We start from the raw sequence: 18,952 nt of genomic DNA, 5'->3' as shown, positions 1-18,952 counted from the left end.
GTATACTAGTGAGTAATTCATAGTGAGGAGTGATTATTTGGATACAGGCACACATATCGCGATGGGTGTTGCCTTAGGCGGATTAGCATTGATCGATCCCGTCATCGCTTCAGAACCGCTTACACATAAAGCAGTCATTTCAGGTGTACTCGTCGGTTCACTTATTCCAGATGTCGATACCGTTTTAAAATTTAGAAACAATGCTGTATATATTCGAAATCACCGAGGCATCACACATTCGATGCCGGCCGTCGCACTTTGGCCGATTTTAATTTCGGGGATTTTGTATTGGATTTACCCAGATGTGAACTTATTGCATCTATGGTTGTGGACATTTCTCGCTGTCTTTTTACACGTGTTCGTCGATATTTTTAACTCATACGGAACACAAGCGTTGCGGCCTTTTTCACATAAGTGGGTAGCGCTCAGCGTCATTAACACATTTGATCCGATTATTTTCGCTTTACATTTAATCGCATTCGGTGTCTGGTGGAAGACAGGAGAACCTGTTCCGACAATGCTCGGGTTGCTTGCGATTCTCGTTCTTTATTATATATTACGCTTCGCCATGAAACGAGCAGTCACTCATGCGGTCGAGCATACCGTTCCAAATGCTGAAGAAATTTTTGTCGCTCCGACGATGAGTTTCTTCCAATGGCGTGTTGCCGCTTCTACAAAAGAAGCACATTATGTCGGACGAGCATATGGCCGGTCTGTCACGATTTATGATAAGTTCGACCGCTTACCATTACCGACTGAAGAGAAAGTCGTCAAAGTAGCGATGACGGACTCCAATATGCGCGCTTTCACTTCATTTTCACCGACGTACCGTTGGGTCATCGATGAATTGAAAGACGGCGGATATGAAGTACGATTGATTGACTTACGTTACCGAAGTAAGGGATATTACCCATTCGTTGCCGTCGTCCATCTAGATGATGAATACAATATTTTAAATTCGTACACCGGATGGATTTTCTCCGAACAAAAACTTCAAAAGAAACTGCATATTGAAAAATAAAAAAGCGAAACAATTTTCGCTTTCTATATTGAAATATCCTTCACTTTTAAAAGGAGTGAAGGATATTTTTTATTTTATTTGTTCACTTTTCTTTAACGGTTTCAACATCGCAACAGGTAATGCTTCTTCTAACTTAGTCCCGCCGAGGCGATACCCCCAAGCGAAGCGCCCTTTTAAATAGTCGACGTGAAAATAAGCATCGTCCCCTTCAATCTTATAAATCTCTCCAGGAATAATGGTCGATAAATCGACGAGGTACGATTGCGCCATTAACGCTTTTCGTTGATAAACAGCATATTCATTAATGATGCCTAACGCTTCTGCTTTACGCGCTTTTTCCATTAAACGTCCGACTTCTTGACGAATTTCATGTTCTGACATGTCACGGTATGATTTTTCTTCAGTCATCTTCATTCTCCTTCATCTCGATGAACTCTTGAATGACTTCCATCGGGATTCCTTTACTATATAAATTTTGTTTCACACGATGATGTAAGTCTCGGCCACTATATTTGCGAGAAATGCGATTCCATGCTTTTTCTCCTTCTCGCTCTACAATTGCCCCCCACTCGTCTTCATCGCGGTCTAAATCAACTTCTTCTAATACATTTCGAATCATATCATAACTATACCCTTTTCTTAATAGATGTGATTCGATTTTTCTTTTGACTTGCAACGAAGCTTGACGCTCATTTTTACGCGCTACTTTTTCTGCTAAGTCTTTGGCGATTTCGAATTGTTCCGCTTCATTATACGTACTTAATAAATCATCTTGAATATCACGTGCAATTCCTTTTTGATTCATTTCACGCTTCAATGCTTGTGGACCTAGTTTTGTCGTTTGAATTTTTGTTTTCATAAATGCCTCCGCAAACTGTTCGTCGTTCACAAAATTTAAGCGTTTTAATTTTACAATCGCTTCTAATATGACCGCTTCCCCGTATTCTTCTTTTTTTAATTTATCTACAATCTCTTTTTCACTTCTCATGCGAAAGGATAAAAAATGCAACGCTCGGTTGAATGCTTTGTTAATCTCATTTTCATACTGCAATTCACCCAATGCCCAATCGTCTAACTCCATCCCTTTCGTTAAGCCAAATTGGACGAGTACAGATTCATGGACGCTAAAGCTATATTCCCCATCCAAAAAAATGTTAAATCTTTCGCTATCTCGTTTCTGTTGTGTTATTTTTGTAATAACAGCCAAAGTGAATCACCTCTCTCGTTACTATACATCGAACGGGAAGAGATTTCATACAATTGAAGCTTCAAAAGGGGGAAGATCAAATGCATATCGCAATTGCTGGAGGTTCTGGCCTCGTCGGTACTGCTCTACAAAATCTTTGGGACGCTGAGCATGACATAACAATTTTAACAAGACAGCCTTCTATGAAGAAAAATGGTGTACGTTACGTGCAATGGCTTTCAGACCGTAAGCAAACGATTGAAGAACTTGGATCTGTCGATGTTTTCATTAACTTAGCCGGTAAATCAATCAATGACGGACGTTGGTCAGAAGAGGATAAAAAAGCGATTTTACAAAGCCGCTTACAAGCGAGTGAAGAGCTCGTCGGTGTCATTCAAGAAATGGATACAAAACCGAAGCTCGTTTTACAAGCGAGCGCGGTCGGCGTGTACCATACAAGTGAAACAGAACGGTACACAGAACAGAGCGATACGTCAGGTGATGAATTTTTACAACGTGTCGTTCATCAATGGGAAGCGACCCTCGAGCCTTTACAATCTTTAGGCATCCGTACAGCATTCACCCGCTTCGGTGTCATTTTAAGTGACCAAGGTGGCGCATTCCCTCTCATGACGCTTCCTTATAAACTAGGCGTTGGAGGTAAAGTCGGAAAAGGAACACAATGGATTTCTTGGATTCATTTAGACGATGTGGCAAGAGGTATCGACTATATCGTTCAAGATGATCAGTTAGAAGGTGTATTTAATTTCACTGCACCGTTCCCCATTCAAATGGATGCGTTCGGTAAATTAATCGGCGAAGCATTACATCGCCCGCACTTATTCCCAGTTCCGGCACCTTTACTTAAAGTTGTGCTCGGAGACAAGCATATTCTCGTAACAAAAGGCCAATATGTCGAACCAGCACGCTTATTACAAACGTCGTTTACTTTCAAGTATCCGACTGCGAAAGAAGCGATCGATGCAATTTTAAAGAAGCCCTCTTAATCGAGCGCTTCTTTTTTCTTCATAAATAATGGTGAAAACAATAAAACGACAGTAATAAAAGCGAGTAAAATAACGAGAATCATTAAGTAATTCATCACCGTATGTTCCATCACATATCCACCTACGATAGGCCCTGATAAACTTCCAATGCTGAAAAAGAATCCGCACAATAAATTTCCCATCGGCAGTAATTGTTTCGGCACGAGCTCTGACATGTAAGCAATCCCTAAAGAGAAAGCTGATCCGATAAACATTCCTGCACAAAATACAGCGAACACGACCCACCACGAAGCGACGGGAATGAGTGTTGCAACGAAGAAAAATACCGTTCCCCCACCGAATGCAAGCAAGACGACCGCTCTTCTACCAATTTTATCACTTAGCATTCCGAGTGGTAACTGCGTTAAAATTCCGCCTAAAGCAAAGGCAGTCAATGTTTGCGAAATGAGGACGAGATTCGCTCCGTTACGCAAAGCATAAACGGGATACATCGCATTGAGTGATGATTCTAAAAAGCCGAATCCGAACGGACCTAAAAAGGCAGCCCAAGCAACAGAAGATGTTAATGTCACACGCTTCCAAAAGCCGACATCTTCCCCTTTCATTTGAACGTTTTCTGGAAACTCATTTTTCAATAAAAAGACGAAGGACCAGGCGAATAAACAAAGAAGACTTGAAACGATAAAAGGTAACCCTTCATAAATGTTCATGAGCGGTACGAATTGAGGTCCAACAGCGAACCCTACACCAAAAGACAATCCATAAATGGCGATATTTTTCCCGAGTCGATCCATTGATGAGAAACTCGTAATCCACGTTTGCGTCGCGAAATGAAGTGCGTGGTCTCCTATTCCGATTAACAAACGTAAAACGAACCAAAAGACGACAGACTTCCATAGTGGAAAAGCCATTAACGATACAAAGACGAGCGCCCCACCGTATAAAATGAGTGGTTTATAACCGAATCTTCTAAGTAATAATTCCATAAAAGGAGAGACGATTAACGTTCCAATATAGAGCGCCGTCGCGTTTAAACCGTTGAGCGTACTCGATACACCGTCTTTTTCAAAAATTGCTGATATTAAAGGGAGCAACATCCCTTGTGAAAAGCCTGAAATGGATACGATGATCACCAGTATCCAAAAACGTCTTGTTGGATTCATTTCACAAACTCCTTACTTTCATACAATACTTTCATTGTAATTCGTTTCACTCGCTTTGAAAACACATTCATTGTACTTCTTTCATCGCGAAGGTATACTTTTTACAAATATGAAAAACATTAGAAGAAAGTAGGAATAAGATATGAAATTTAATATGACAGACACAGGATATACGATGACGACAGACTTTGGCACAATCGATATTTCAGGAGATGCGACGAAAGGATTTAAACCGGGTGAATTGCTCGTTTCAGCAGTCGTTATTTGCAGTGCAGGGGTATTGCGTCAAGTGTTGAAAAAAATGCGCATCGATGTTAAAAATTTAGACGTTGAAGTGAAAGAAATCAAACGTGTAGAAGAAGAAGGGAATCGCATTAAAAAAATTCATTTCCACTTCACAGTAGAGGCTGATCATCTCACCGAGAAAAAGCTCGAAAAAGCAATTGAAGTGTCAACGAAAAACTGTGCGATGGCACAAACAGTTAAAAATTCGATTGAGCTCGTGAAGACTTATACAATCATCTAACTTCTCTATTGCGCTCCCTCGAAAAATCGCTTACGATAAAACGTGGAAATGAGGTGTCCGCATGTCTATCGAATCAAAAGACGATTCTGTTCAAACATTAAAAGAGAGATTCCACGTTCTTTTACAATCACTCGATCAAATCGAACCAGAAACGACAGACGTTCAACATATCGACGAATTATTATCGCTCATCGATGAAATCGAACAACAAGTCGAACGCATTAAAAACAATTAATTCAAAAAGTTGAGAGACTCCTCTCCCGCTAAAAAAGAAAGCCTTAATTACTCGAGGCTTTCTTTTTTTGTATTTATTCCATTGAAGAAGAGAATCTTTTTCATTTGCCTTCTCTCGTTCACATTTTAGACAAAATCAAAGTTTCACAATACATATTTGTTGCATCTATTTTCAGATGAAGTACAATTACATTATAATAATTATAAATAAAGAATTGTTGTTAAGAATCGTTTTCAATTATGAAAGCATTGATAAATCAACATCTCTTTATTTATGATAATTATTCTAAATGAAATAGATTATCAATTAGGAGGAATACAATGACAACTTGTGTAAATGATAAAATTCAAAATATCCAACAAGAAAAACCAAAAAACAATGCAAATCTCGAAGCGAAAATGGAATTAATCGCAGCGATTATCTCCGGAATATTGATTATCATCGCTTGGATTTTAGGAAAAAATGACTTCGAACAACCTTCTGTCATTATGTACATTATTGCTTTCATCATCGGAGGTTTTGCAAAAGCAAAAGAAGGAATCGAAGAAACGATTGCCAATAAAGAACTGAATGTTGAGATGCTTATGGTGTTCGCTGCAATCGGCTCTGGACTCATCGGCTATTGGGCAGAAGGTGCAATTTTAATTTTCATCTTTGCCATTAGCGGTGCGATGGAAACTTTCACATTGAACAAAAGTCACCAAGAAATCTCAGCTCTCATGGAAATGCAACCAGAAGAAGCTTGGCTCATTCAAGAAGATGGAACCGAAGTAAAAGTCGCAACTTCTTCTCTTCAAGTCGGATCGAAATTACTCGTCAAACCAGGTGAACGTATCCCTGTCGATGGCGCGATTATCCATGGTACAACGTCAATTGATATGTCAGCGATTAACGGTGAATCCGTACCCGTAACGAAGGAAATCGGCGATGACTTATTCGCAGGTACTGTCAATATGAGTGGTGCGATTCAAATGGAAATGACGAAACCGAGTGAGGATTCTCTATTCCAAAAAATTATTACGATGGTACAAAATGCGCAAAGCGAAAAATCTCCATCTCAACAATTTATCGAACGATTCGAAGGTACGTATGTAAAAATTGTTGTCGCATCTACGATTTTAATGGCGCTCGTCCCTCATTACACACTCGGATGGACATGGACAGAATCATTGTATCGCGCAATCGTTCTCCTCGTTGTCGCGTCACCTTGTGCATTAATGGCTTCGATTATGCCTGCGACACTCGCTGCGATTTCAAATGGAGCGAAGCGTGGCGTTCTCTTTAAAGGAGGCGTTCACTTAGAGCACCTCGCAACACTTGATGTCGTCGCTTTTGATAAAACAGGTACATTAACGACAGGTAAGCCAGTCGTGACAGACTTCATCGTGCGTGACGGTCTACAAAAAGAAGACGTCCTCGCTTTACTCGCAGGAATCGAATCACAATCGAATCACCCGCTTGCTGTTGCGATTACAAAATATGCCGAGGAACGCAATATTGCTTATAGCCGTTCACTAGAGATTGAAGACGTACCTGGTCACGGCTTGCGTGCTTATTCAAAAAATGAAGAAATTTTCGTCGGAAACCCACGTTTTATTGGAGAAAATCATGTAGCGAATTTCCAAAACAATGTCGCTGAACAACTTGCATCCGAAGGTAAGACAGTGATTTTCATGAAAGACGAACAAGGGATCATGGCTGCTGCCGCATTGAAAGATACGTTACGCCAAGAAGCGATCGATGCGATTCAAGCATTGAAACAACTCGGAATTGAAACGGTTATGTTAACAGGTGATAACGAACGTACAGCAGAAGTGATCGCGAAAGAAGCTGGCGTTGACCGTTACGTCGCTGAATGTTTACCTGAAACGAAAGTAGAGCAAATTAAAGCGATGATGCAAAATGGCAAACAAGTCGGAATGATTGGAGATGGTATTAACGACGCTCCAGCACTCGCTACAGCAACTTCTGGTATCGCAATGGGTGAAGGGACAGACGTTGCGTTAGAAACAGCTGACGTCGTCTTAATGAAAAATGATTTAACAAAAATTCCTTACACGATTCAACTTTCCGAAAAGATGAATCGTATCGTGAAACAAAACGTATTTTTCTCTGTTTCGGTCATTGCGATTTTAATCATCTCAAACTTCTTACAAGTCGTCGATTTACCACTCGGCGTCATCGGCCATGAAGGAAGCACCATCCTCGTTATTTTAAACGGCCTTCGTATGCTAAACCCTATCAAATAAAAATACCACCTTGTAGACTAGTCTACAAGGTGGTATTTTTATTGCGCTGTTCGATCGATCAATGATTCTTGTTCTTTTTTATGTTTTTCATGACGATCGTATAACACAGCATTCAATTGCCCACAGATGATTAAAATAATAGCTGAAAAATATAACCACATCATTAAAACGATAATCGCTCCGATGCTTCCATACGTACTAGAATAATTTCCGTAATTACTAATATAAAATGAAAACCCGAGCGATGTCACGATCCAACCGAGTGTCGCGATAATACTTCCTGGCAAAATGGTCATGAATGGCAAGCGTTTGCTTGGAACGACCCAATACATGAGCGTAAATGTAATAAAAATCATTAAAAATGGCACTAACCAACGCAGTTGATTCCATACTTGCATAAAACCATTTTCCAAACCTAAATAAGAGAATATTACAAGCCCAATTTGCTCACCAAAAATAGGTAAAGCTAATGCGCCTGTAATCGCTACAATTAACATAATGGTAAAGACGACAGACATCATACGAGCCACTGCAAAATTTCTCGTTTCTTCCACGTAATATGAACGGTTTAATGCTTTCGTCAAAGCATTCATTCCCTTTGATGCCGACCAAACTGTTGCTAATGCCCCGATAGAAAGCAAGCCTCCACTTCGATTTCCTAACACTTCTTTCAATGTCGTCTCAATTAAGGAAGCAACATTTTCAGGAGCATATTCACGAATGAACAGCAAGATTTGTGTTTGGTCTAAATTTAAAAATGGCAATAATGTCATCATAAATATGAGTAGAGGGAAGAGTGATAATAGAAAGAAAAATGCCAATTGGGAAGCAAGCCCAGACACGTCTACTTTTTGAATACGAACAATCAATTGTTTAACGAAACCTTCTTTCGTTGTCGCATCAAACTCTTCAATTGACCCATCCTTTAAATCATCGATAAATTGACCGACTTTCGTCTCTTCCATCAATTCTTCTTTTTTCTCTACAAATTTATTTTTCTTACCCATTGTCTCCCTCCCCCAGTTTCTTATTCTTTTTGATCAACGAACGCTTCTTTCGCTTCTACAACCATCTGTTTCACTTGTGGTGTTAATTCTTTCAAATCGCTAAATTGCTCTGCAAATGAAGCGATTTCGCCAGAGGCTTGCTCATAAATCGATGACCATTTATTCACTTGCTCTTCCACTTCTTCTTTTAAAATCGATGGGTTTTTTGCGTAGTATAAGGCACGGTCTGTACGTTCTTTCACAACTTCGCGTGTCCCACGATCCAATAAACTAAGTGCGCCACCTACGAGCGCTCCTAATACAATAAATTTCCCTAATTTGCTTTTTTTCATATAAAGCCCCTCCATATTAGTAATCATAACCTATCTGTATTATACCCTTTTCTCATAAAAAACAAACTGTAATCCACTATTCATACAATTGACTTCCACGTACATTCATGGAATGATAACAACATATGATTTTTTGAAAAGGAGGATTCACTTTGGACTTGTCACAACCTTCTTCAATCAATATCGAAACGATGATTGAAGCGATAAAAGATAAATTAAAAATGGCAAATGTCGATGCAATGAAAGCGGAACATTTCAATGATTCAAATTATGAAGATTTGAAATTCATTTATGAAATGGTTATGAAACGCCATCATATTTCAGCAAATGAAATGCAAGCCATTGCTGCTGAGCTGGGTAACTTACGCAAATAAAAAATCACCGTACTCTCATTTATTTGAGAATGCGGTGATTTTTTTATGGTAATGGTAATGAAGTGCCATCTTTCATAATGAGTGGTTGAATCAATACTTCTACACGACGGTTTTTACTTCTTCCTTCCGCCGTATCATTGGAAGCAATCGGCTGGTATTCCCCATACCCTTTCGCGCTGAAAAATGAAGGATCCATATCTTTATGTGCTACGAGCGCTCGCAAAAAGTTCAATGCGCGCATCATACTGAGTTCCCAGTTCGACGCATATTCCGCTGTATGAATCGGAATATTATCTGTATGCCCTGTGATAATTACTTGGCGTGGACGGTCAAATATTAAAAGCTCGGCCACTTCTTCAACTAATGGTAAATATTCTGCACTTACTTCAGCTTTTCCCATCTCGAACAAAATACTATCTCGAATCGTAATGAGCAAGCCTTCATCTGTCAAATGTGTTTCAAACTGCCCTTCTAATTCGTTTAATGCAATATATTCATCCAACTTATCTTGGATTTCACCTAACGAACGTTGATCCTCTAAATAAGATGCATCTTCTAATTCCTGATTGGAATCTCCCGGACGCGGAACTTCTGTCGGCGAGTTATTTTGCATAATTCCACTATTTCCATCAAAAATATCATTGAAAACAGAAGATAAACGTTGCATCCTTTCTTGGTCAATCGAACTCGATGCGAAAAGAACGATAAATAGAGCGAGCAGCAATGTTAATAAGTCAGCATAAGGTAGGAGCCAGGATTCGTCGGAACCTTCTTCTTGTTTTTTCTTACGTCTCTCTTTAGCCACTTACACTGTCACTCCTTTATTCATCATTGTCAGCCATCAATGCTTTGCGTTTGCTTGCTGGCAAGAATGATGCTAATTTTTGCTCAATGACACGTGGTGCTTCTCCTTCTAAAACAGAAAGTATTCCTTCAATAATCATCATTTTTTGTTGTGCTTCGACTGCTGATTTACGTTTTAATTTGTTAGCAAACGGGTGCCACATCACGTACCCTGTAAAGATACCTAATAATGTTGCGACAAATGCCGCAGAAATCGCAATCCCTAAAGCATCAATGTCGTTCATGTCTTTCAAAGCTGCAATCAATCCGACAACCGCACCTAGTACCCCTAATGTAGGAGCATATGTACCTGCTTGAGAGAAAATCAATGCACCGGATGCATGTCGTTCGCTCATCGCATCTACTTCCTCTGTTAAAACATCTCTTATGTAATCTGCGTTTTGCCCATCAATCGCTAAGTTCAATCCATTTTTCAAAAATGGGTCGTCGATATCTGAAGCTTTTGATTCTAATGATAAAAGTCCTTCACGACGAGCGACATCTGCCCATTCGGAAAACATTTTAATCAACTCTTCGTCTGACTGTAGCTTTTGTTCTTTGAATAATACGCCAAACAAACTAGGTATACGTTTTAGTTCGTTTAATGGGAAGGCGATAATAACCGTACCGATTGTCCCAGCAATAATGATGAGAAGCGCGGCAGGGTTAATTAACGCGTCAGGAGTTACTCCTTTAAAGTACATCCCGAGAAGTAAAGAGACGAACCCGACAATCAGACCAACAACTGTTGATATATCCATTTCCTAACCTCCAAACATTTTATTTCATTGTATTCGTAGTATACAATTTAAAAGTGATAATATGTGCAATTTTTATATTTCTTCTCAAATAATTGTACATACGATTACGACTTGATACCATTATAGCAGAAATTGAAAGGAGTTTTTAAGAGATGTTTGAACTAAATAGCAAACTTTTGAATTATGCTGAACTTATTATGAAAGTCGGTGTAAACTTACAGAAAGGCCAATCTCTACACATTCGATCCTCCCTTGAGTCGAAAGAACTGACACGTCTTCTCGTGGAAAAAGCTTATAATAATGGTGCTAAAGTAGTCCATGTTGATTGGACAGATGAACAGACGTCCAAAATCCATTATGAGAATGCACCTTTGGAATCACTTCAAACCTTCCCAGCTTGGAAAGCGCTCGAACGTAATACGTTAGCCGAGGAAAAAGCAGCATTTATTAGTATTGTATCTGAAGACCCTGATGCATTTGCCAATATCGCTTCCGAAAGATTGAGTGCTTCTCAGCGTGCATCAGCCGAAGCGCTCGTCCCATTCCGTCGTCTCATGCAAGCCGACCAATTTAGTTGGACGGTAGTTGCGGCCGCTTCTCCTAAGTGGGCAGCAAAAGTGTTTCCTGACGTCGAAGAAGAAAGCCAAGTGAATCATTTATGGGAAGCTATTTTCGCTGCTACTCGTGTTACGGAGAACAATGCAGTCGCAGCTTGGGAAAAGCACGATGCCATTCTTCATGAAAAAGCAGACGCTCTAAATGCTTTAAACATTGACGAATTAATTTACACAGCTCCTGGTACTAATTTAACGATCGGTTTGCCTGAAGGTCATATTTGGACAGGCGGCAGCAGTATCAATGCAGATGGACATACTTTCATGGCCAACATGCCGACAGAAGAAGTATTTACCGCCCCTCATAAAGATCGTGTTAACGGCTTTGTCTCAAGTACAAAACCTTTAAGTTATAGCGGAAATATTATCGATGATTTCACATTAACGTTTAAAGATGGAGTTATCGTAGATGTAAAAGCGGCACAAGGGGAAGATGTTTTAAAGCAATTAATCAATACAGATGAGGGTTCCAAACGTTTAGGTGAAGTAGCACTCGTCCCACATGATTCACCCATTTCAAACTCAAATACACTTTTTTATAACACATTGTTTGATGAGAATGCTTCGAATCATTTAGCAATCGGTAGTGCTTATACGTTTTGTTTAGAAGGTGGAAAAGAGATGTCACCAGAGGAGACAGCTACTCATGGACTAAACGAAAGTTTAACTCATGTCGATTTTATGATTGGTTCAGCGGAAATGAATATCGATGCGAAAACGCACTCCGGCGAACTCGTTCCCATTTTCCGTAATGGCAATTGGGCATTTTAAGAACTTTTTGTGAAAAGACTTAATTATTTTTTAGCTTTCATGTATAATGTACGAAGTATGTATTTAGGAGAGGAGTCGATTTTTTATGGCTTTAATGTACACAACAGTAATCGGATACATGGTTTTACTCGGTATTTCTTCTTATTTCACAACTTACTTTTTACAACGTGCTGTGCACTCAGAAGACGCATCAGTAGTAGATCCTAAACCAGAACATGATTACCGCTTAAATCACTAATCGCACAAACAATAAAGATCGCAAATGACGTAATACTTTATCAGTTTCATTCCCCCAATCATCAATAGGGAAAAATGACGCTTTTAAAGGAAATTACCCATTTGCGATTTTTTTGTCTATTCACATTTTTCGTTCAGTGGTATTATATACAAAAGAATGAATGTTCTTTTAATTAATGAAAGGTGGTTTCTTGATTGACTATTTTAGATGAAATATTACAATATAATGATTCATTCGTACAAGAAAAACAGTACGAACAATATCAAACAACAAAGTATCCAGATAAACATATCGTCATTTTATCATGCATGGATACACGCCTCATTGAACTTTTGCCAAAGGCGATGAACTTAAAAAATGGTGATGCTAAAATCATTAAAAGCGCTGGCGCGATGATCGCCCATCCTTTTGGAGGTATTATGCGTAGTGTTCTCGTCGCGATCTATGAATTGCAAGCAGATGAAGTATATATCATTGGGCATTATGACTGCGGTATGTCTAGCGTTAATGTGGACCGTGTTGTACACAATATGATCGACCGCGGAATTGATGAAAATACTTTTAAAATGTTGAAATATTCCGGTATCGATTTAGAAGATTGGTTGCGTGGTTTTGACAATGTCACTGAAAGCGTTACCGAAAGTGTTGACGCTGTTCGCAATCACCCGCTCATGGTGAAAAATGTTCCCGTACACGGACTCGTCGCAGATCCCGATACAGGAAAACTTGATGTCATTATCAATGGTTATGATTACATTTAAATCCGATAATAAAAAGGCCGTGCTATAGTTGCACGGCCTTTTTTAACGATTGTTTTGCATAGCATAATCTTTTTGTAAAAGCGCATATAAAAAATGATCTTCCCACTTACCATTAATATAAATTAATTCGCGCAATAATCCTTCTCGAATAAATGCATTTTTCTCTAATGTTCGAATCGAACCTTCATTTTCAGGTGACACGTAAGCCTCTAATCGATGTAAATGGAGACGTCGAAACGCATAGTCAACAATTAAGGACAACGCCTCCGTCGCATACCCTTTTCCAGTTTCTTGCTCATCGATTGAATACCCGACAAATCCGCTTAAAAAAGGAAGACGCTTTACGTTATATAAGGAAATATGACCGAGCAATAGGTTCGACTCATATGAATAAATGCCGAAATTAAATTCACGATTTTCTCGGTAGGCTTGCAAGGAACGTTTAATTTTATCACGTTGTGTATCTACCGTATAATAAGAGTCACTAAATTTTGGCTCATACATTGACCAATAAGCTTTATTGCGAATTAATAACTGAGTAAATACATACACATCATTTTCATTTAAAATTTTTAAATACATGCGTTCTCCATCTATTCTCATCGCTTTGCCCTCTCTATCTATTTATAATCTCATGACTTCATTTTTCTCATTCTCCCTATTTTTCTCATTTCTCAGTATATCATTTATTTGATTTTATAGATTGTCATTATTTTGTGACGAAACTTTCGATTTTTCATATACTTTCTAAACAGTTTTCTTTGTATACTATGATAGGGGGAGGTAGACAATGTTAACTCGATTATTGCTTATCCTTTCATTGCTCGCTGTCTCCATCGTAAACATCCTCGCAGATGTCTTGCCTTTTCATGGTGGGTCGACGAATGAAATCGTCAACCGCCTACCAATTCTCATCATGCCAGCTTATTACACTTTCTTTATACGTTTAGCCATTATTAGTGCTTTCATTTATTGGGTGTATCGCAGTTTTCAATCTGAAATCAATGCTACTTTCCAAACGAGAGCTTTGCTTTTAATTGGAATTTGGATATTGAACTTAGGACATTTAATGTTATGGCACAATGATTTTTATATGTATTCCACATTGTCATTATTACTTGCTTTACTTATTCATTACTTGCTTTATTTAACGTATGACAAACATATAAATCAGTGGGGCGGGAGAATTCCGATTAGTCTTTCATTCGGATGGACATTTTTAATGATGATGTTCGACTTTAATTATGCAATTACTTGGCATAATTGGTCTGCATTCGGCTTAAGTGATCCACTATGGGCCGTGATTATGTTAACGATTGCTACAGCTTTCGCTTTACATTTTGTTTATCATTATACAGACATCCCACTAGGACTCGTCTTTATTTGGACATTTGTAGGCATCGCAATGAAAAATGGATTTGAAGAATTATTTGTTTCTGTTGCTGCGCTGTTTCTCAGTGCTGTTATTTTTGGTTTTATTGTTTGGGTCAAACAATTCAAATACAAACTTGAAAGTATCGCCCGTTAGCGCGATACTTTTTCTTTATGGTATAGTAAAAGAACAAACTAAGTGTAAAGGATGAAAACAATGATCGTAACAAATGAAGAACAACTTGCAGGTCTTAAAAAAATCGGACAAATCGTCGCAATCATTCGTGAAGAAATGAAAGCCGCGACAAAACCAGGTGTCACAACGAAAGAACTCGATAATTTAGCAGAACAATTATTTAAAAAATACGATGCAGTCTCTGCACCAATTGACCAATATGATTTCCCAGGTCAAACATGCATTAGTGTAAACCACGAAGTCGCTCACGGTATTCCGAGTGATCAAGTGATTAAAGAAGGCGATATCGTCAATATTGACGTCTCAGGTTCACACGGTGGATATTTCGCAGATACAGGAATTTCTTTCGTCGTTGGGGAAGACGCAGAAAAGCAACAGCTCTGTGATGTAGCAGAAGAAGCGTTCAACTGGGCGATGACAAAAGTGAAAGCCGGTTCAAAATTAAACCAAATCGGCAAAGCAGTAGAAAGTGTCGCAAAACGCAACGGTTTGAAAGTAATTCGTAACTTAACAGGACATGGTATTGGAACATCACTTCATGAGGAGCCACAACATGTTTTAAACTATTACGATGCTTGGGATCAAACGATTATGAAAGATGGTATGGTGTTAGCGGTAGAGCCTTTTATCGCGCGTTCTGCTGATCAAATTATTGAGTCAGGAGACGGTTGGACATTTATCACACCTGACCGTTCACCTGTCGCTCAAATTGAGCATACAATCGTTGTCACAAAAGATAAACCGATTATTTTAACGCAATTGGACGAAAATTAAAAAATAGCTAGAGAACGACGTACCATTTCGTACCGTTCTCTAGCTATTTTTATTTGCGCTTTTTCTTTTGAAATTTCGGTTTGACTTCTTTTTGCTTTTCGCGAAGTTTACCATTTTGCCATTCTTTTTGTATCGGTTTATAAGCTTTCGTCAATTTGCGATAATTGCGTTCTTCCTTATATGAAATGAGCGATAGAGACTCGCCATCTTCGCTTGCTCGTCCTGTACGTCCAGAACGATGAATGTATTGTTCTTCAGAATGAGGGACATTCATATGAATGACATGCGTGAGTCCTTCAATATCTAGTCCACGCGCAGCGAGATCAGTCGCAATTAAAATTTTAATATCCCTATTGCGGAAACGGCGCAACACATCCGTACGATCTTTTTTACTCATCGTTCCGTACAAAATGCCAATCGGTGTATTCGTATAACTCAATTGCATTTCTTTAATCATAATTTGATCGACATTGTTAATAAAAGCGAGTCCGTACATATTTGGCAATGCTGCTAAACCACGTACTACCTTCAATTTATCACGCTCATCTACCTTCACATATGAATGTGTAATCGTGCTTCCTTGAATAATTTCACTCGCTTCTACTTGAATGCGTGCAGGCTCTTTCATAAAGCGCTTCGCCACAATTTCAATTTCTTCTGTAATTGTCGCTGATACAACCGCTACTTGACAATCATTTTGCGCGCGTTCGATAAAGTTTTTCACCATGACGCGATAGTCTCGTGACAACAATTGGTCTGCTTCATCTAACACGATATGAGATACTTCATGAATTTTAAATTTCTTATCACGTATTAATTCATTAATACGCCCTGGTGTCCCTACAACAATTTGCGGCTTCTTTTTCAAAGCTTCCATCTGTCTTTTCACATTCGCCCCACCGATGAGCTGTGTCACTTTAATCGAAGTCCCAACGGACCAATCGCGGATGACATTCACAATTTGCATCGATAGCTCTTGCGACGGTGTGACGATTAAAGCAGCTGTGCGGCCTTCTACATCTTGAACGAGCTCCAGAAGTGGTAACACGTAAGCGAGTGTCTTCCCTGTTCCTGTAGGCGATTCTGCGATAATGTCACGCCCTTCTAACATGAGCGGAATCATCTGTTCTTGCACAGGCATCATTTGATCAAATTTCCATTTATTTTGAATCGATTGCATTAATTGAGTAATCATCGTCTTCCCCCTTGCTCGATTAACCGAGACTTAAGCTCTTTCGAATTTCTTGTAATTTCGGCACGAGCTTCACGAACATTTTATACACCATCGGACGGTACACTTTATCTACTTCACCAATATAATGTGTCACACCATCTTGTTGACAGAATCCATTTTTAAAGTTAAAGAGTCCATCTTTTTCTCCGTCTAAAATAAATACGCCACCGAGGTCGTATTGATCCGCTCCCGCTTCAATTCCCCAAAGCATCATTTCATAATTGAGTAAGTGACTTGCGTTCATATTGCGTTTTTCATTTGAACTGCCTGCGTATAAATAATATAGCTTCCCTTCATAGTTAATCGTCACAGCCGCTGCTAAATAGTCTTCCTCATGCTTCGCAACGTAAATGCGTGCATCATTCGGGAATGCTTTCAAGATTTTAATGAAGTATTCGTAAGAACGAATCGAAATTTGGTTACGTTTCCCCATCTCTTCATAAATCGAATAGAAGATTTTTAAATATTGTTCATCTGTTCCATATGAAACTTCTACCCCTTCACGTGCTGCACGACGAATTTTACTTCGTGTGCGTCCACGGAATTTCAACATTAAGGACTCTGGATCTTCATCTTTTAAATGAACAATCATATTGAAGCGCGGTTGAATTAATTGTTCTTTCGTCGCACCAACGTTCGTCACTTCGTAACCTCGGTCGCGGTATAATGCGTCGAGCTCTTCTGTATACAATTGTTCTGGATCCATTTTCAAAGCGAATGCTTTATGCTTTTTCGCTACAACTTCCGCTTCCTGCAATAACTCTTCAACGAGTTCAATGTCATTGAAGTCACATAATGGTCCACGTGGTGCATAAAGCAATGAATATCCTCCTGGAACCGATTTAATTAAAATCGACATCGCCGCAACGATTTCACCGTCACGTTCTACGTACACTTGCTCATTTCCCCAATCATCTTTCACTTCTGACCAATATAAGTCCTGAGTTAAAGAACGGTACGGCGTCTCCCTTACAAACTTTTCATAACGTTCTACTTCCGCTGCATTCGTGCGATCTAAAACTGGCATTCTTCTGAACACTCCTTCATATTTTAAAAGCCTATTTCCAACTACTATTGCGGTATTTTTTGATGTAATTTAATTGACGCATCAATAAATACCATTTTCTTTTCAATAAATTATCCGCTTTGTAATCGAGCGGATCGATATATTTTCCGTGTTTTATGAGACGGTTCATCTCTTGCACAAGCTTCTCGTCTTGTACGTATTTGCGTAATACGTATTTCGGTACGACTGAAAATAACATCGGTTCTTTCACATACGCGAGCTCTTTTTTCTCACGATAAATTAAATCGTCAACGAATAATTTCGCCATGCTATAACCACAAGCATTGACGTAATAACTCGAACGTCCTTGACGAATATTCACTTCGAACACTTTAAATTTCCCATCGCGTTCATCGTATTTCAAGTCGAAGTTCGCAAACCCGACATAGCCGATCGCTTCTAAAAAGCGTGCGAGCTTCGTCATCATTTGTTCATTGTAGCGCGTGAGCAATGCTGTATAATTCCCGATGGCTGTCATCGCGTGTTCTTGCAATGCCACTTGCGCAAATGAAATAAGTTGGCCTTTTCCATCTTGATCTGCATAATAGACCGAATCCCACATATATGTATCATCCCCTGGGATAAAATCTTGGATGATTAAGTCTTCTTGATAACCACCTGTTTTCACAAGGCGAATGACTTCGTTAATTTCTTCGTACGAATCCACTTTATAAATTTTTTGCAAACCTTCGAACGGGTTGCGATAATATTGTACACCGTCACTCGGTTTGATGATGACGGGGAACATCACTTCTTCTGAAAACTCTTCATCTGATGCACATGAATGATAGTAGGTCGATGGAATATCGATTCCGTGCTCCCGACATAAATTGTAGAAGTTTTTCTTAATGTACACTTGTTCCATCAAATCTTCATCGATGTAATTAAATAAATAATGTTCACGCAACATCTCTTTATTTTCAATGATGAGCTGTACGTATAAATCATCCGTACCAATTAAAATATACTTCTTTTCTAAATTCGCATATTTACGTGCTACCCTATTCAAAAACGTGACGAATGTTTTCGGATTGTGCAAGTCTGCTTCATATTCATAAGCGTGCATAATTGTACTATATTCTGTGAACGGTAATGATGCTCGTCCAACAATAATTGGTTTCACTCCGTATTCTTCATGAAAGGAACGAGCCATCGTATAAGCGTTAATATTCGTACCGATAATTACTGGAATAAATGGATGTTCTGTCATAATAGCCTCCGTT

The 18,952-nt window shown here is 39.0% G+C and carries 22 protein-coding genes; 11 read left to right on the top strand and 11 right to left on the bottom strand.

The annotated features are described in order from the left end of the window. The first annotated feature begins 37 nt into the window (after positions 1 to 37). Positions 38 to 1,021, top strand: coding sequence for a metal-dependent hydrolase (locus IRY55_RS12580; RefSeq protein ID WP_194563683.1), 984 nt, complete (start codon positions 38 to 40; stop codon positions 1,019 to 1,021). Between the two features lie 69 nt (positions 1,022 to 1,090). Here IRY55_RS12580 and IRY55_RS12575 read toward each other — a convergent pair whose 3' ends face one another. Beyond that, positions 1,091 to 1,429, bottom strand: coding sequence for a YfhH family protein (locus IRY55_RS12575; protein ID WP_194563682.1), 339 nt, complete (start codon positions 1,427 to 1,429; stop codon positions 1,091 to 1,093). Continuing rightward, positions 1,422 to 2,228 carry a recombination regulator RecX gene (gene recX / locus IRY55_RS12570; protein ID WP_194563681.1) on the bottom strand — a complete coding sequence of 269 codons (807 nt, stop codon included), beginning with the start codon at positions 2,226 to 2,228 and terminating at the stop codon, positions 1,422 to 1,424. Before recX ends, IRY55_RS12575 begins: the two co-directional genes overlap by 8 nt. 80 nt (positions 2,229 to 2,308) lie before the next feature. Here recX and IRY55_RS12565 point away from each other — a divergent pair, with 80 nt between their 5' ends. Further along, positions 2,309 to 3,214, top strand: coding sequence for a TIGR01777 family oxidoreductase (locus IRY55_RS12565; protein ID WP_194563680.1), 906 nt, complete (start codon positions 2,309 to 2,311; stop codon positions 3,212 to 3,214). Here IRY55_RS12565 and IRY55_RS12560 read toward each other — a convergent pair. After that, positions 3,211 to 4,377: an MFS transporter gene (locus tag IRY55_RS12560; RefSeq protein WP_194563679.1), complete on the bottom strand. Its 1,167-nt coding sequence runs from the start codon at positions 4,375 to 4,377 to the stop codon at positions 3,211 to 3,213. The two genes, IRY55_RS12565 and IRY55_RS12560, sit on opposite strands and share 4 nt — an antisense overlap. Before the next feature lie 142 nt (positions 4,378 to 4,519). Here IRY55_RS12560 and IRY55_RS12555 point away from each other — a divergent pair, with 142 nt between their 5' ends. The 3 genes from IRY55_RS12555 (at position 4,520) to IRY55_RS12545 (ending at position 7,387) form a co-directional block, all read left to right on the top strand. Continuing rightward, entirely contained in the window at positions 4,520 to 4,903 is a 384-nt protein-coding gene (locus IRY55_RS12555) for an OsmC family protein (protein ID WP_194563678.1), read from the top strand. Positions 4,904 to 4,964: 61 nt separating this feature from the next. Then, positions 4,965 to 5,138: an SE1561 family protein gene (locus IRY55_RS12550; RefSeq protein WP_194563677.1), complete on the top strand. Its 174-nt coding sequence runs from the start codon at positions 4,965 to 4,967 to the stop codon at positions 5,136 to 5,138. 320 nt (positions 5,139 to 5,458) lie between these two features. Further along, a complete protein-coding gene (locus tag IRY55_RS12545) occupies positions 5,459 to 7,387 on the top strand; it encodes a heavy metal translocating P-type ATPase (RefSeq protein ID WP_194563676.1) in 1,929 nt (642 codons plus the stop codon). A gap of 38 nt (positions 7,388 to 7,425) precedes the next feature. Here IRY55_RS12545 and IRY55_RS12540 read toward each other — a convergent pair whose 3' ends face one another. Both IRY55_RS12540 and IRY55_RS12535 read right to left on the bottom strand, forming a co-directional pair. After that, positions 7,426 to 8,394, bottom strand: a complete 969-nt coding sequence (locus IRY55_RS12540) for a YihY/virulence factor BrkB family protein (RefSeq protein ID WP_194563675.1) — start codon at positions 8,392 to 8,394, stop codon at positions 7,426 to 7,428. Positions 8,395 to 8,414: 20 nt separating this feature from the next. Further along, the gene (locus IRY55_RS12535; protein WP_194563674.1) at positions 8,415 to 8,726 is read right to left on the bottom strand and encodes a YtxH domain-containing protein; all 312 of its coding nucleotides are present in this window, start codon (positions 8,724 to 8,726) and stop codon (positions 8,415 to 8,417) included. Between the two features lie 152 nt (positions 8,727 to 8,878). On the opposite strand from IRY55_RS12535, the gene IRY55_RS12530 reads away from it, so the two are divergent. Further along, on the top strand, positions 8,879 to 9,100 hold the full coding sequence (locus tag IRY55_RS12530) for a DUF1128 domain-containing protein (protein WP_194563673.1): 222 nt from the start codon (positions 8,879 to 8,881) through the stop codon (positions 9,098 to 9,100). Positions 9,101 to 9,143: 43 nt separating this feature from the next. Here the strand turns inward: IRY55_RS12530 and motB are convergent, their stop codons facing one another. Beyond that, positions 9,144 to 9,905: a flagellar motor protein MotB gene (gene motB, locus IRY55_RS12525; protein WP_194563672.1), complete on the bottom strand. Its 762-nt coding sequence runs from the start codon at positions 9,903 to 9,905 to the stop codon at positions 9,144 to 9,146. Positions 9,906 to 9,921: 16 nt separating this feature from the next. Continuing rightward, positions 9,922 to 10,704, bottom strand: coding sequence for a flagellar motor stator protein MotA (motA, locus tag IRY55_RS12520; RefSeq protein WP_194563671.1), 783 nt, complete (start codon positions 10,702 to 10,704; stop codon positions 9,922 to 9,924). A gap of 152 nt (positions 10,705 to 10,856) precedes the next feature. On the opposite strand from motA, the gene IRY55_RS12515 reads away from it, so the two are divergent. From IRY55_RS12515 to IRY55_RS12505, 3 genes are all read left to right on the top strand, one after another. Then, complete coding sequence (locus IRY55_RS12515) at positions 10,857 to 12,089, top strand: aminopeptidase (RefSeq protein ID WP_194563670.1); 1,233 nt, start codon at positions 10,857 to 10,859, stop codon at positions 12,087 to 12,089. An 85-nt stretch (positions 12,090 to 12,174) separates the two neighbouring features. Continuing rightward, positions 12,175 to 12,327 carry a hypothetical protein gene (locus IRY55_RS12510; protein ID WP_194563669.1) on the top strand — a complete coding sequence of 51 codons (153 nt, stop codon included), beginning with the start codon at positions 12,175 to 12,177 and terminating at the stop codon, positions 12,325 to 12,327. Between the two features lie 194 nt (positions 12,328 to 12,521). Further along, a complete protein-coding gene (locus IRY55_RS12505) occupies positions 12,522 to 13,088 on the top strand; it encodes a beta-class carbonic anhydrase (RefSeq protein WP_194563668.1) in 567 nt (188 codons plus the stop codon). A gap of 42 nt (positions 13,089 to 13,130) precedes the next feature. Here IRY55_RS12505 and IRY55_RS12500 read toward each other — a convergent pair whose 3' ends face one another. Beyond that, a complete protein-coding gene (locus IRY55_RS12500; RefSeq protein ID WP_194563667.1) occupies positions 13,131 to 13,691 on the bottom strand; it encodes a GNAT family N-acetyltransferase in 561 nt (186 codons plus the stop codon). 187 nt (positions 13,692 to 13,878) lie between these two features. Between IRY55_RS12500 and IRY55_RS12495 the strand changes: the two genes are divergently transcribed. Together IRY55_RS12495 and map are read left to right on the top strand one after the other, a co-directional pair. Further along, positions 13,879 to 14,616 carry a tryptophan-rich sensory protein gene (locus tag IRY55_RS12495; RefSeq protein WP_194563666.1) on the top strand — a complete coding sequence of 246 codons (738 nt, stop codon included), beginning with the start codon at positions 13,879 to 13,881 and terminating at the stop codon, positions 14,614 to 14,616. A gap of 60 nt (positions 14,617 to 14,676) precedes the next feature. Further along, positions 14,677 to 15,429: a type I methionyl aminopeptidase gene (gene map, locus IRY55_RS12490; protein WP_194563665.1), complete on the top strand. Its 753-nt coding sequence runs from the start codon at positions 14,677 to 14,679 to the stop codon at positions 15,427 to 15,429. A 49-nt stretch (positions 15,430 to 15,478) separates the two neighbouring features. Here map and IRY55_RS12485 read toward each other — a convergent pair whose 3' ends face one another. Genes IRY55_RS12485 through IRY55_RS12475 form a run of 3 tightly spaced genes read right to left on the bottom strand, consistent with a single transcriptional unit; the run spans position 15,479 to position 18,939 of the window. Then, complete coding sequence (locus tag IRY55_RS12485; RefSeq protein WP_194563664.1) at positions 15,479 to 16,624, bottom strand: DEAD/DEAH box helicase; 1,146 nt, start codon at positions 16,622 to 16,624, stop codon at positions 15,479 to 15,481. 19 nt (positions 16,625 to 16,643) lie between these two features. Further along, entirely contained in the window at positions 16,644 to 17,690 is a 1,047-nt protein-coding gene (locus tag IRY55_RS12480; protein ID WP_194563663.1) for a lipid II:glycine glycyltransferase FemX, read from the bottom strand. A gap of 31 nt (positions 17,691 to 17,721) precedes the next feature. Further along, a complete protein-coding gene (locus IRY55_RS12475) occupies positions 17,722 to 18,939 on the bottom strand; it encodes a carboxylate--amine ligase (RefSeq protein ID WP_194563662.1) in 1,218 nt (405 codons plus the stop codon). Between the last annotated feature and the right edge of the window lie 13 nt (positions 18,940 to 18,952).

Origin of the sequence: Savagea serpentis, assembly GCF_015351395.1 — a bacterium.
Classification (GTDB): domain Bacteria; phylum Bacillota; class Bacilli; order Bacillales_A; family Planococcaceae; genus Savagea; species Savagea serpentis.
The sequence above is the reverse complement of the archived record's forward strand: the minus strand, read 5'-3'. Positions and strand labels throughout refer to the sequence as shown.

Bases quoted from the DNA above. Each gene is read 5' to 3' on its own strand.
- IRY55_RS12475 (WP_194563662.1), bottom strand. From the start codon at position 18,939: ATGACAGAACATCCATTTATTCCAGTAATTATCGGTACGAATATTAAC.
- IRY55_RS12550 (WP_194563677.1), top strand. From the start codon at position 4,965: ATGTCTATCGAATCAAAAGACGATTCTGTTCAAACATTAAAAGAGAGA.
- IRY55_RS12555 (WP_194563678.1), top strand. From the start codon at position 4,520: ATGAAATTTAATATGACAGACACAGGATATACGATGACGACAGACTTT.
- IRY55_RS12575 (WP_194563682.1), bottom strand. From the start codon at position 1,429: ATGACTGAAGAAAAATCATACCGTGACATGTCAGAACATGAAATTCGT.
- IRY55_RS12540 (WP_194563675.1), bottom strand. From the start codon at position 8,394: ATGGGTAAGAAAAATAAATTTGTAGAGAAAAAAGAAGAATTGATGGAA.
- IRY55_RS12485 (WP_194563664.1), bottom strand. From the start codon at position 16,624: ATGATTACTCAATTAATGCAATCGATTCAAAATAAATGGAAATTTGAT.
- map (WP_194563665.1), top strand. From the start codon at position 14,677: ATGATCGTAACAAATGAAGAACAACTTGCAGGTCTTAAAAAAATCGGA.
- IRY55_RS12510 (WP_194563669.1), top strand. From the start codon at position 12,175: ATGGCTTTAATGTACACAACAGTAATCGGATACATGGTTTTACTCGGT.
- IRY55_RS12565 (WP_194563680.1), top strand. From the start codon at position 2,309: ATGCATATCGCAATTGCTGGAGGTTCTGGCCTCGTCGGTACTGCTCTA.
- IRY55_RS12535 (WP_194563674.1), bottom strand. From the start codon at position 8,726: ATGAAAAAAAGCAAATTAGGGAAATTTATTGTATTAGGAGCGCTCGTA.
- IRY55_RS12500 (WP_194563667.1), bottom strand. From the start codon at position 13,691: ATGAGAATAGATGGAGAACGCATGTATTTAAAAATTTTAAATGAAAAT.
- IRY55_RS12495 (WP_194563666.1), top strand. From the start codon at position 13,879: ATGTTAACTCGATTATTGCTTATCCTTTCATTGCTCGCTGTCTCCATC.
- IRY55_RS12545 (WP_194563676.1), top strand. From the start codon at position 5,459: ATGACAACTTGTGTAAATGATAAAATTCAAAATATCCAACAAGAAAAA.
- IRY55_RS12480 (WP_194563663.1), bottom strand. From the start codon at position 17,690: ATGCCAGTTTTAGATCGCACGAATGCAGCGGAAGTAGAACGTTATGAA.
- IRY55_RS12560 (WP_194563679.1), bottom strand. From the start codon at position 4,377: ATGAATCCAACAAGACGTTTTTGGATACTGGTGATCATCGTATCCATT.
- IRY55_RS12515 (WP_194563670.1), top strand. From the start codon at position 10,857: ATGTTTGAACTAAATAGCAAACTTTTGAATTATGCTGAACTTATTATG.
- motA (WP_194563671.1), bottom strand. From the start codon at position 10,704: ATGGATATATCAACAGTTGTTGGTCTGATTGTCGGGTTCGTCTCTTTA.